At 69.2% G+C, this 11,776-nt stretch carries 10 protein-coding genes and 1 pseudogene; 5 read left to right on the top strand and 6 right to left on the bottom strand.

Annotation, left to right across the window (positions count from 1 at the left end):
- Positions 1-801: 801 nt before the first annotated feature.
- The gene (locus tag AB0I81_RS53670; RefSeq protein ID WP_360676010.1) at positions 802-2,310 is read left to right on the top strand and encodes a hypothetical protein; all 1,509 of its coding nucleotides are present in this window, start codon (positions 802-804) and stop codon (positions 2,308-2,310) included.
- Positions 2,244-3,431 (top strand): hypothetical protein, encoded by a 1,188-nt coding sequence (locus tag AB0I81_RS53665; protein WP_360676008.1) that lies wholly within the window; start codon positions 2,244-2,246, stop codon positions 3,429-3,431. The genes AB0I81_RS53670 and AB0I81_RS53665 overlap by 67 nt, the downstream gene beginning before the upstream one ends.
- Positions 3,432-3,707: 276 nt before the next feature.
- Here AB0I81_RS53665 and AB0I81_RS53660 read toward each other — a convergent pair whose 3' ends face one another.
- Entirely contained in the window at positions 3,708-4,634 is a 927-nt protein-coding gene (locus AB0I81_RS53660; protein ID WP_360676005.1) for an MBL fold metallo-hydrolase, read from the bottom strand.
- Positions 4,635-4,744: 110 nt separating this feature from the next.
- On the opposite strand from AB0I81_RS53660, the gene AB0I81_RS53655 reads away from it, so the two are divergent.
- A complete protein-coding gene (locus AB0I81_RS53655; protein ID WP_360676002.1) occupies positions 4,745-5,155 on the top strand; it encodes a single-stranded DNA-binding protein in 411 nt (136 codons plus the stop codon).
- A gap of 568 nt (positions 5,156-5,723) precedes the next feature.
- Here the strand turns inward: AB0I81_RS53655 and AB0I81_RS53650 are convergent.
- Together AB0I81_RS53650 and AB0I81_RS53645 are read right to left on the bottom strand one after the other, a co-directional pair.
- Complete coding sequence (locus AB0I81_RS53650) at positions 5,724-6,866, bottom strand: DUF1015 domain-containing protein (RefSeq protein WP_360676028.1); 1,143 nt, start codon at positions 6,864-6,866, stop codon at positions 5,724-5,726.
- Between the two features lie 813 nt (positions 6,867-7,679).
- Positions 7,680-7,868, bottom strand: a pseudogene (locus tag AB0I81_RS53645) (DUF1015 family protein); the annotation flags it as partial.
- Between the two features lie 120 nt (positions 7,869-7,988).
- Here AB0I81_RS53645 and AB0I81_RS53640 point away from each other — a divergent pair.
- On the top strand, positions 7,989-8,411 hold the full coding sequence (locus AB0I81_RS53640) for a tetratricopeptide repeat protein (protein ID WP_360675999.1): 423 nt from the start codon (positions 7,989-7,991) through the stop codon (positions 8,409-8,411).
- A gap of 413 nt (positions 8,412-8,824) precedes the next feature.
- On the opposite strand, the gene AB0I81_RS53635 is transcribed toward AB0I81_RS53640, so the two are convergent.
- On the bottom strand, positions 8,825-9,418 hold the full coding sequence (locus AB0I81_RS53635; protein WP_360675995.1) for a DinB family protein: 594 nt from the start codon (positions 9,416-9,418) through the stop codon (positions 8,825-8,827).
- A 253-nt stretch (positions 9,419-9,671) separates the two neighbouring features.
- Positions 9,672-10,112: a TipAS antibiotic-recognition domain-containing protein gene (locus AB0I81_RS53630; RefSeq protein ID WP_360675992.1), complete on the bottom strand. Its 441-nt coding sequence runs from the start codon at positions 10,110-10,112 to the stop codon at positions 9,672-9,674.
- 77 nt (positions 10,113-10,189) lie between these two features.
- On the opposite strand from AB0I81_RS53630, the gene AB0I81_RS53625 reads away from it, so the two are divergent.
- Positions 10,190-11,161 carry an HAD-IIA family hydrolase gene (locus AB0I81_RS53625; protein WP_360675989.1) on the top strand — a complete coding sequence of 324 codons (972 nt, stop codon included), beginning with the start codon at positions 10,190-10,192 and terminating at the stop codon, positions 11,159-11,161.
- A 171-nt stretch (positions 11,162-11,332) separates the two neighbouring features.
- Here AB0I81_RS53625 and AB0I81_RS53620 read toward each other — a convergent pair whose 3' ends face one another.
- A complete protein-coding gene (locus AB0I81_RS53620; RefSeq protein ID WP_360675986.1) occupies positions 11,333-11,680 on the bottom strand; it encodes an SCP2 sterol-binding domain-containing protein in 348 nt (115 codons plus the stop codon).
- Between the last annotated feature and the right edge of the window lie 96 nt (positions 11,681-11,776).

Raw genomic sequence — 11,776 nt, 5'->3', positions numbered from 1 at the left:
GCCCCCAGACGGTGGCCCCCAGCTCCGGGCCCCGCTAGAGGCCCCGCCAACCGGCCGGAACCCTCAACCACCCACAGCTTGCCAGACCTTAAGCCACACCCAGCCGACCAGCGCCTTTGCCCACCGCCGGCCCGCCACACTTTCCGCCCACCGCCAACCAGCTGGACTGTCCGCCGACCGCCGGTTAGCTGGACTCTCAGCCCACCGCCAGCGGGGCGGCGACGTCGGCTTCCCCGAAGCCGATTTGGTCGGCCGCTCCCAGCTCCTGTGCGTGGCTTCCGGAGGAATTCGCCTTTCACTTGGGAGGTGCAAAGTGCCTGATCCGGGGAGGGAGCGGTAGATGTCGCACAGGAGGTTCGGCTTGTCGTTGGTCGGTGGGTTTGGAAACCGGTGGTGGGACTCCTCGATTTCGTGGAAGCGCAGTGACATGGCCGGCAGCCTTGTCGGCCGAGCGTTGGTGGTCCGATCGGTATGCGGGTTGCGTCCGGCTCATGGACGTTCCGTGACTTGCTAGGCTGGTGTGAGCGGGCCACCCCCACGGGTGGCCTTCGTCGCGTAAGGCCCGAGGGCGGGCGGCGACCAGCCACGGTGGACCGTCGTTGTGAGTCCGCTGAGTGAGCCAACGAAATGGACCAGAAGTGAACAGAGATAACGGATCGGACGGCGGACAGCGCGAGCGCGGTGACGACGGGGACAGGCGCTCGGGCGGAGAGGGCAGGAGCGGCGGGTACGGCTCCCGCGGGCGAGACTCCGGCGGCGACCGTCCGTTCCGTTCCGATGACAGGTCGCGCTCCTTCAACCGTGGGGACCGAGGGCCGCGACGGGACGACGATCGAGACAACCGCGGCGGGCGCCGCGAAGGCGATGAGCGCAGGCCGTACCGTGATCGGGACGACCGTGGTCCCCGTCGTGAGGGCGGCTACGGCGACCGGCGCGAAGGCGGCGGTTACGGCGCTCGTCGTGAGGGCGGCGGCTATCGCGACGACCGTGGTCCCCGGCGTGAGGGTGACGATCGTGGACCTCGCGGTGACGATCGTCGTACCTATAGGGACCGAGATGACCGTGGTCCGCGCCGTGAGGGCGGATTCCGTGACGATCGCGGTCCGCGTCGGGAAGGCGGTTTCCGGGAGGACCGGGGGCCCCGTCGTGAAGGCGGCTTCGGAGGCCGTCGTGAGGGCGGTTCCGGTGGGGACCGGGGTCCGCGCCGTGAGGGCGGATTCCGTGACGATCGCGGTCCGCGCCGGGAGTTCGGCTCCCGGGATGACCGGGGGCCCCGTCGTGAGGGCGGGTTCCGTGACGATCGCGGTCCGCGTCGTGAGGGCGACGATCGCCGTCCGTACCGTGATCGGGATGACCGTGGCCCGCGCAGGGAAGGCGGCGGGTACGGCGAGCGGCGCGAAGGCGGCTTCGGAGGCCGTCGTGAGGGCGGTTTCGGTGGAGACCGCGGGCCGCGCCGTGAGGGCGGATTCCGTGACGATCGCGGTCCCCGCCGTGAGGGTGGGTTCCGTGATGATCGTGGTCCGCGCCGGGAGTTCGGCTCCCGGGATGACCGGGGGCCTCGTCGTGAGGGCGGGTTCCGTGACGATCGCGGTCCGCGTCGTGAGGGCGACGACCGCCGTCCGTACCGTGATCGGGATGACCGTGGCCCGCGTCGTGAGGGCGGTTCCGGTGGAGACCGGGGGCCGCGCCGTGAGGGCGGGTTCGGTGGAGACCGGGGTCCGCGTCGTGAGGGTGGCTTCCGTGATGACCGTGGCCCGCGCAGGGACGGCGGCGGGTACGGCGAGCGGCGTGAAGGCGGCTACGGTGACCGTCCGGGAGGCGGGTACGGTGACCGGCGTGAAGGTGGCGCCGGTGGTCGCCGTGAAGGTGGGTTCCGTGACAGCCGTGGGCCGCGCCGCGAGGGCGGTTATGGCGAGCGGCGCGAGGGTGGCTACGGTGACCGTCGGGGAGGCGGTTACGGTGACCGGCGTCAGGGTGGCTCCGGCGACCGGCGCGAAGGCGGCTACCGCGACCGGGACAGCCGCGACTCCCGCCCGTTCTCCCGGGACGGCCGCGACGAGCGTTCCTCTGAGGGGACCCGCGCCAGGTACGGCAGGAGCGACCGCGAGGGCGCGGCCGAGGCCCCGCAGCGCGAGCGGCTGCCCGAGGTGGCGCCCGACATCACGGTGGACGAGCTCGAGAAGGAAGTACTCGAGGAGCTGCGTTCCCTGCCCGGGGACCTCGCCGATCTGGTCGGACGGCACATGGTGGCCGCCGAGCGGGCGCTGGAGGAGGACGACCCCGACCGGGCGCACGAGCACACCAAGGTAGCGCGCAGATTCGCGGCGCGCATCGGTGTCGTACGTGAGGCCGCGGGCATCGTCGCCTACCATGCCGGGCACTTCTCCGAGGCGCTGAGCGACCTGCGGGCGGCCAGGAGGATGACGGGGTCGGAGGCGTACCTGCCGATCATGGCCGACTGCGAGCGCGGGCTCGGCCGTCCGGAGCGGGCCATCGATCTCGTACGTTCGCCAGAGGCCGAACGCCTCGACCGGGACGGCCGCATCGAGCTGACCATCGTCGAGTCCGGCGCCCGCCGCGACCTCGGCCAGCACGACGCCGCCGTGATCACCCTGCAGCGCCTGCCCGAGCTGCGTGACCCGCAGCCCAAGCCGTGGTCGGCGCGGCTGGCGTTCGCGTACGCCGACGCGCTGGCCGACGCCGGGCATCAGGACGCGGCCACGGAGTGGTTCGGCAAGGCCATGGCGTTCGACGAGGATGGGGAGACGGACGCCGCCGAGCGGTACGCGGAGCTGACCGGAGCCGTCATCGAGGACGTCGAGGAGGACTTCGACGACGAGGACGAGTCCGACGACGCTGCCGACGCCGATGTGGTGGAGGCCGCCAGGGACGTGGCGGATGAGGAGAGCGACGACGAGTCCGCCCTCGCCGAAGCGGACGACCTCTTGGAGGACGCGGAGCCTGCCGACATCCAGGACGAGGCGGCGGAGACTGCCGGTTCTGGTGATGTTCCGGACGAGACGCCGGGCGACGCTGAACCTGGTGATGTGCCGGACGGTGCAGGTTCTGGCGAGGTATCGGACCAGGCGTCGGCCGGTGCCGGTTCCGGTGAGGTGCCGGACGAGACGGCAGGTAAGGCCGCTGCTCCTGCTCCTGCTCCTGCCGACGTTCTGGACGAAGAGGAATCCGCCTCTGCGTCCGACACTTTGACGGCGGGCCAGGACAAGCCGGGCGCCGGCGACTCTGAGGACGACAAGCCCGCGGCCTCGCGGGACGCCGCCACAGAGCCGGCGGACCTGGCGGCAGAGCAGTCGGCGGAGCAGTCGGCCGAGGTGCCGGGCATCACCCCGGCGTTCATCGAGCCGAACTTCGGTGATGTGCTCAACGAGGCCGGCGAATCGACCGAGGACAAGCCCAAGACCGACGGCTGAGCACCGACGCCCGCCGTACCGCCTGATCTTGCGTGTGATGGAGAGAAGGCGGTACGGCGGGCGATCTGCTGCCGGGCCGGTTTTGACGGGAGTAGTTCAGATTCGGACCGGTCGAGCGCGGCGTTCGACCGGCGGCTCCAGCGATGATCGGCAGGTGCTGCGGCGGCGGCCGTTTCGTGAAATGTCGTGCAAGTCGTGCAATCGGATGGCAGCTGCTCGCATGCCTTTTCTGGTTTGGGCGCGGCTGAGCCGGAGGGGCGTCATGCCGCGGCAGCGTCACGGGGAGACGCGGTCCAGCCAGTGCAGAATTCCCGCGACGTTGGACGGGGTCCCGCCCAGCAGTTCAAGCTTGTCAGCCGCGTCTTCGTCGGACTGCATGGCTCTGTAGCGGTCCTTGGTCCGATCTCTGACCATGGCGATGGCGTGATCCAGATCCATGCCATCGGATCGGGCCTGCCGCGTGAGATCAACCCAGATCCGCAGCTCCTCCGCAGACCGTTCAAGAGTCTCCTGAACGGCCTCTACGGGCCCATAGTGGCTGAACAGCAGCCGTTGCGGCCCAAGCGCCTCGAACAGCGCGATCGAGTCGAGCGCGGTCTTCAAGTCGAAGTCTGGCGGAGGGGTCGCAGGGCGCAGATCGCCCGTTTCGGGCAGGTAGACGCCGGCCGCGTCGCCGACGTACAGGTCGCCGGTGGCGGAGTCCACCAGGCCCACGTGGTGTTTCGCGTGGCCGGGGGAGTAATGGCTGTTCAGCGTACGCCCGTTGCCCAGGTCGATGGCGCCGGTGTCCCCGAGGGCGACGATGCGTTCGGTCTCGGTGGGGGACAGTTCGCCGAAGAGCGTGTCGAGCCGATCGCCCCACACCATCCGCGCGCTCGCCATGAGCCGCGAGGGCTCGGCTAGATGCCGGGCGCCCTTCTCGTGTACGACGACCTGCGCGGAAGGGAAATACCTGGCGATGTCGCCGACGCCGCCGGCGTGATCGAGGTGGATGTGGGTCACGACGACCGTGGCCAGGTCATCCGGGCCGACACCCAGGGAGGCGATCGCGTCCCGTACGACGGGTGCCGAGGTCGAGGTGCCCGTCTCCACCAGGCATGGCCGGTCACCCAGAATCAGATAACCGGCCGTGATCCCCGTATATCCAGCCATTTTGGTGTCGATCTCATAGACGTCGCCGCCTAGTGCGGTGATGTTGTCCACAGGTACTCCTGAGCGTCCAGCCGTTATCCCCAGAACGGCGTTCCAGCCGACCGGGCCACCTCCTCATCGTAAATAGTGATCTCCACAAGGGCACCGATAGGAGGACGACCGTGGATCGAAACGAAGTCTTGCTGGTGGGCAGGCTGTCAGCGCCGGTCGAGGAGCACCCCATGCCGAGCGGCGACACCGTGACGAAGTGGCGCATCATCGTCCGCCGTCGCCACCACAGACGCGGGGCGGCCCTGTGTGACAGCGTGCCGTGCGTCACGTTCAACCCGGAGGCGGCCGCCGTGCTGCGCGGTCTGAAGCCCCGCGACTACATCGAGGTGACGGGGGCCTTCCGCTGCCGGGTCTTCGGCCCGTCGGCCGCCAAGAGGTGGCGCTACGAGGTGGAGGTGAGCACCGCCAGACCGTACGAGGCCGAACTCCCCGAACCCGACAACCCGTCAGGCGACACCGGCGGCGTCAACCTCGCCGCCCTGATCCCCCGCCAGATCCGCTACCTGGCACCAATCGGCTGACCCGCATCGGGCCGTGTGGGGTCGTGCACGGGCTGGCCAGGGTTGGGGTTACCTGCGGATTGGCTGAGTTCGGTGTGTGGGTCACCCTCAAATGGCCGGCTTTAGTTGGTTGGGTCGGTCAAGTTGGTTGTTCAGGCGCCGGGCGAGGGCTTGCGAGACCGATTCCTGCGGGGGTGGCGGCTGTGAGACTGGCGCACTGAGACGCCAATCCCGCAGGCGCAACACCGCACCAAACCGGGCCAAACGCTGAGCAACCCTCACACGCCTCAATCCGGCCAACTCGCGACCGACCCCACCCGACCGACCCACCCGATCAGGCCCGGCCGACCCACGCCCACCCGATCAGGCCCGGCCGACCCACGCCCGGCCGACCCACGCCCGGCCGACCCACGCCCGGCCGACCCACGCCCGGCCGACCCACGACCGGCCCCACCCGACGGAGGCTCGGCCGATTGACCTGGCCGACCCGCAGATGACCACGTGGGTGTGGAACGAGCCCTGACGCTTCGGGGCGTGGTGGCACGCACGCGGGACTTGCTCCGTGGACGGTCGGAGAACCGTCGTTGCTTCAGTCGATCGCGAAAGTACGCAGGACCAGGCCAGTCCTCGGTTTTGGTCCGAAGGAGGTGGATTTGCGGGGGACTCGTTCACCGCCGGCGGCGACAGCCAGCACGTCCTCGATCGCGAGCGGTTTGAGGATGACGGCCGTGCCGCCGGTGCGGATGGCCAGGCGCACTGCGGCGTCCGTGTCGTGGTGGACGATGCGTACGGTCTGATCGTTGTCACGCATGCCCCACACCACGGGCATGACGAACTCGGTGAGGATGGAGGTGTTGAGGGAGTTCCACCGGTCGGAGTGGTCGGGCGGCATGGCGCGGGCCAGCTGCACCGGGTCCGGGTCGGTGAGCAGATGTGAGCCGTCCTCGCCGGCGAGCAGGAAGGCGGGCTCCGGGGAACGCTCAAGGGCGGCCAGGCCGCTCGTGAGGTCCCTGTAGTCGTGCACCTGCCACGAGGCCTTGGCTCTGGCGGCGGCCTCGTCCAGCGGCAGGCCCTGGATCACCCGGTGGATGGGATTGAGGTTGGGCGGGTAGGCGCGGGAGTCCACGACCAGGGCCAGCCCGAAGTCCCATGGCCCTGGGACGGGTTCGCCGGCACGAGGACCCGAGGCGCCTGCGCCTGAGCGCTCGCCGGCGGCGGCACGGTGGGTGGCACGTTCCTGGCGCTGGAGGACGCGATATGTGGCGTACCGGTGATGGCCGTCGGCGATCAGGGCCTGGCGGTCATGGAGGTCGGCGTTGATCGTGGCGATCTCGGCCGTGTCCGTGATCGCCCACAGGCGGTGGGTCAGTCCGTCTTCGGTTTGGGCGGAGATGAGAGGGGATCGGGTCGAGGCGACCTCGTCCACCAGGCGGGTGGTCGGGCCGTCGTCGCCGTCGTACAGGAGGAAGATGGGTTCGAGGTTGGCCTGGGTGGTGCTCATGAGGGCGAGGCGGTCCGCGATGGGGCCTGGGAAGACGTCCTCGTGAGGGAGGATGATGTGCTGCCCCGGATCGACCAGGCCCACGTCACCGATCAGGCCGCGCTGCAGGAGGTCTGGGCCGCTCTGTTCGTAGACGTACAGCGCCGGTACGTCATCCGGCACCAGTACGCCGGACTCCAGCCAGCCCTGCAGGGTGTCCCTGGCCTCGGTGTATCGGGCTTGTAGCGGCACTTCGCCGGTCGGGGAGGTCGGATCGGGACGGAACTGCGGCGATGTCCGGAGCTCTAGGACGGTCGCCTTCCGGGAGGCCGGCGCAGTCGGCTCTTGTGAGGTCGGGCCGATCGCCCTTTGTGGGGTCGGGTCAGTTGGCTCTTGTGACGTCGGGTCGATCGCTCTTTGTGGGGTCGGGTCAGTCGGCTCTTGCGAGGTCGGGTCGGTTGGCTCGCGTGAGGTCGGGTTGATCGCCCTTTGCGGGGTCGGGTCGGTCGGCTCCTGCGAGATTGGGACGATCGACCTTTGTGGGGGCAGGTGGCCCGGCTCTTGTGAGGTCGGGATCGGGGCTTGGGGTGCGGCTGGGGCGGCGGCCTTCCGCGAGGCCGGGTCGGTCGGTTCTTGCGAGGTTCGGGCGGTCGCCTGTCGAAAGGCCGGGTCGGTTGGCTCTTGCGAGGCTTGGGCGGTCGTCTGTCGAGGGGGTGGGTCGGTTGCCTCTTGGGAGCCTTGGGCGGTTGCGTCCCGCGAGGCCTCGTCGGTTGCCCTTCGGCGGGTCGGATCCGCTGGTTCTTGCGGGGCTGGAGGTCGTGGTGGGGCTGGGGCGGTTGGCTGTTGCGGGGTTGGACCTGTTGTTACTTGCGAGGTTGGGACGGTTGGGGCGGAGGAGGCCAGGGTGGGTCTGTTACCGGCATCTGTTGAGATGCGGGACGAGGGTTTGGTCGGTGACTCGGTAGAGGGTGAGTGCGGGGGTGACTCGGGGGGTTTCTGGGAGGCCGCGCTGGGAGATTCGGCGCCCTGGCGGCCAGTGGGTGTGGACGTGGAAGAGTCGCGCTGGGAAGAGCAGGGAAGGATGAGGCGGACGACGTTGTTCGGGTGAGAGTCCAGGAGGACCTCCACGTCGGCGTCGGAGATCAGGTCGTACGGTGGGGAGGTCACCTTGGCGGGATCTTCGACAGCGAAACGCACGCCTCGGAAGGGCCGTAGCACCAGTCCATCGGGTACCGGCAGTTCAGGAGTCCCCATACCGGGCATGCTCCCATAAATGCTTGCGCCTTCCGGAAGTCGCCCCATGGTTGCAGTCGTACTCGTTCCGAGGCAGGGCGGGACGAGGTCACCGTACAGCGATGAAGGAGTCCCTCACGCATGTCTCAAGATGGAAATGTTCACGATGAGAACGCCGGCCTCCCCGGGGGCGGTGTTTACGATTGGTACCAGCGCGGGGTGAAGTTGCTGAAGGAAGGCAGCCCCGCTGCCGCCGCGGCATTGCTTGAGAGGGCCGCCTCGGCTGAGCCCGAATCGCGCAGCATTCTGGAGGCGTTGGCGCGGGCGCAGTTCAACTCCCGTCAGTACGCGGAGGCGGCGGCCAGTTTCCGGCAGATCGTGAATGCTAATCCGGCCGAGGATTATGCGTACTTCGGGCTTGGATTGTCGTTGTGGCGGACCGGAGATGTGGAAGGAGCCCAGGAACCGCTGGCCATCGCGGTGGCCATGCGGCCAGACGAAGGGCATTATGTGTCGGCTTTGAAGAGCGTGCGCGCCACTTTGCGAGCCCGCCGGGAAATGTAGGCGGTCGGCCCGCGGCCGCGTGGACACGGGTGGATCAGGACCCCCTGCCTGGGGGTGGGAGCCGCTCAGGTTCCATGGACTGTGGGAGCCGCTCAGGTGTCCCATGAACTGTGGGAGCGCCATACGCTGCGGGAGTCGCTCAGGTGTGCCATGCGCTGCGGGAGCCGCTCAGGGAGCTTTATGCGGGGACGAGGGGCGCATGCTTCGGCGTCCCCGCGTGGGTGCGGGAGTCGGTCAGGCGCCCCGTGTCGGGGGTGCGGGTGGTCGATTCATGTGAGGCGCGGGTCCGTTGGTGTGCGGCTGGCGCTGCGAGGGGCCAACCCTACGAGGGGCCAACGCTGCGTGAGGTCGAGGCTGCGTGAGGTCGAGGATGTCAGGCGTGCAGTGGACGCGCAGGTGCCACAGGGCGATCGTCACTGGCCGATGCGCCCGTCGATTCGCTCCCGTAGCAGGTCGACGTGGCCCATGTGGCGGCCGTACTCCCAGATCATGCCCAGCAGTGCCTCGCGCAGTGACATCAGCCCGCCGCCGCTGCCGTGCAGGTTCAGGGGGTCGTTGGCGGTGATGTCGAGATTGGGTGCCTCGGCCACGAATCGCGTGGAGAAGTCGACCTCCGTGCGCCATGCGTCCCACGCCTCCGTCACCACCTGAGGGTCGGCGATGGCGCCGTCGAAATCGCCATCGCGGTTGGTGTCGGAGCAGAACAGCTTGGGTACGTCCTGGCCTGCCATCAGCACCCGGAACGTCGCCCGCTCCACCTCCGCCAGGTGCCGTACCAGCCCCAGCAGCGACATTGTCGATGGCTCGACGGAACGCCGCGCCATCGCCTCCGCGTCCAGGCCCGCGCATTTCATTTCCAAGGTGAGGCGCGCGGTGCGCAGGGTCTCAATGAGAGAGGTGCGCTCGTCGCCCAGCGTTGGCCCGTTCTCGCGCGGGTCGTCGTCAGAGGGCTTGCCGTCCGCGGTGAACATGTCGGCTCGTCGTGTCGTGGCCATGGCCGCCATCATCGGCGATCACCTCGGCGGCCGACAAGCGAATAACGATGCTCCACTCGTGACCGACGGGTTTCGGGTGCGGTCACTCGTCATTCACTCATCGGTCACTCGGTAATCAGTCAACAGTCATCCAGGGTGCTGGCCGACCTGGATGAAACGTGTATTCACCGGTCATGTCCCGCGCCGTCCGCCATCCGGAGGTCATGCCATCGTCCTGTGCCGTCCGCTGGTCATGCCGAGTGCCGTGCCGTGCGGGATCCATCGGTTATGCGTTGTTGCGTGTGGCGTTGGCGGTGATGGCTGCCTGGTAGTACGCCGCCAGGCCCGGGGCCGTTTCGTCGATGGTGTTGGTGAAGCGGGGGTCGGAGACGTACAGGTCGCCGAGGCCGCGGTGGATCTCGTACGTGCACTCGTAGCACCAGCGGGTGATGTGGGCACGGTGTTCTTCCGCCAGCGCCATGGCCACCTCGCCGTCCGCCGGCGCGCCCGAGCGCATCGCCTCCGCCATGCGGGTGGTGATCCGGCCCGCCTCCGCCATGAAGCGCTGCCAATCCTGCTTGGTGTACGAGGCCGCGCGGCGTTGCGCGTCCGTCCAGGCCGCCGTGCCGCCCCAGCGTCGCTCAGCCTCGGCCGCGTGCTCGTCCGGGTCGAAGGTGCCGAACAGTTCGGTACGTTCCGCCGCCGTGAGGTTCAGGTTCGCGGACATGTCATCCTTCCTCTAGGTGGGTACGAGAGCGACGCTAAAGTCTCACGTAACGTGAGAGTCAAACGGGAAGAGGCGCTGTGCTGATCGACGGCTATGACACCCTGCTGCTCGACCTCGACGGCGTGGTCTACCTGGGCGCCCACGCGGTGCCGGGGGCTCCGGCGGCGCTGGAGGAGGCGGGGCGGCGCGGCGTCCGGCTGGCGTACGTGACCAACAACGCCTCTCGTACACCGGCCGCCATTGCCGCCCACCTGCGCGAACTTGGCGCGCCCGCCACGGCGGAGGACGTCGTGACCTCGGCGCAGGCCGCGGCCCGGCTGATCGCCGAGAGGGTGCCGGCCGGCTCGAACGTGCTCGTGGTCGGCGGGTCGGGGCTGCGGCTGGCCGTACGGGATCGCGGCCTTCGCCCTGTTTCGACCGCCGCCGACTCGCCCGTCGCCGTGGTGCAGGGGATCGCACCCGGATTGTCGTACGGGCTGCTGTCGGAAGGGGCGCTGGCGGTGCGGCAGGGGGCGTTGTTCGTGGCCTCCAACGGGGACAGCACGATGCCGACCGGCCGGGGGGAGTTGCCCGGGAACGGGGCGATGGTGCGGGTGATCGCCGCTGCCACCGGGGTTGAGCCGATTTATGCGGGCAAGCCGGATCCGCCCCTGCATCGGGAGTCGATGATCCGTACGGGGGCGCGGCGGCCCCTGGTCGTGGGAGACAGGCTCGACACCGACATCGAGGGGGCCTCCAACGCGGGAGTGGAGAGCCTGCTGGTGCTGACCGGGGTCGCCACGGCGGTCGACGCGCTGACCGCCGGGCCCCGGCATCGGCCCACGTACGTCGGTGAGGACCTGAACGCGCTGCTGCTGCCCTACCCCGAGGTGCGCGACGGCGCCTGCGCGGGATGGCGGGCCAGGTGGCGGGACGGGGTGTTGCACCTGGAGGGCGACGGCGAGCGGATCGACGGGCTGCGGGCCGCGTGCGCCGCCGCCTGGGCGCTGGCGGGGGACGGGCGCGTCGATGAGGACGCGGTCAAGCCGGTCCTGGACCTCATCGGGTGATCCGCGTCAACAGCCAATAAGATCATTGACCATTGACGCGGGTGAACGGCCCCTCGGACGTGCCTCAGGGCCTCTCCCGTTGAACTGCCCGTTGGACGTGCCTCAGGACCTCTCCCGCCCAACGGTCCCTCGGGCGTGCCTCAGGGCCTCTCCCGTGCGGGAGCCCGTCCCTCAGATCAGTCTGCGCAGGCGCAGCAGGTCGCCGAAGCTCGCGTCGATCTTCACCCGCCCTCCGAGCAGCGCGCGCGCCAGGTCCAGCTCTCCGTCCACCAGCGCGACCAGATCGTCGCTCACGATCGTGAGCTTGACGTCGGCGGACTTGCCGTCCGACGGCGGCTCCTGCGTGAACGGATCCAGGCCCCCGTGGTGCAGCCGGCCGTGGAAGGTCACGTCGAGATCGGACACCCGGCAGCTGACCGTGCGCTCGACCACATGCTTGGCACGGTCCTCCTCATCGATCTCGTCGAACTGCGCGACGAGCTTGGCCAGTGCCGCCCGGCACTCCTCGACGCTTGCCATGATGCGCCATCCTTTCTTCCTTTTGCGGACGGTAGCGTTCCACATCACTAGCACCCCTGTATGACTCTCAACGTGTGACACGCCTGCCAAGGTCCC

The organism is Nonomuraea sp. NPDC050404 (assembly GCF_040655495.1).
Lineage (GTDB): Bacteria > Actinomycetota > Actinomycetes > Streptosporangiales > Streptosporangiaceae > Nonomuraea.
Note: the sequence above shows the minus strand (reverse complement) of the source record. Positions and strands in the feature narration are given on the sequence as shown.

Bases quoted from the DNA above. Each gene is read 5' to 3' on its own strand.
- AB0I81_RS53640 (WP_360675999.1), top strand. From the start codon at position 7,989: ATGTCTCAAGATGGAAATGTTCACGATGAGAACGCCGGCCTCCCCGGG.
- AB0I81_RS53630 (WP_360675992.1), bottom strand. From the start codon at position 10,112: ATGTCCGCGAACCTGAACCTCACGGCGGCGGAACGTACCGAACTGTTC.
- AB0I81_RS53620 (WP_360675986.1), bottom strand. From the start codon at position 11,680: ATGGCAAGCGTCGAGGAGTGCCGGGCGGCACTGGCCAAGCTCGTCGCG.
- AB0I81_RS53635 (WP_360675995.1), bottom strand. From the start codon at position 9,418: ATGATGGCGGCCATGGCCACGACACGACGAGCCGACATGTTCACCGCG.
- AB0I81_RS53665 (WP_360676008.1), top strand. From the start codon at position 2,244: ATGGTGGCCGCCGAGCGGGCGCTGGAGGAGGACGACCCCGACCGGGCG.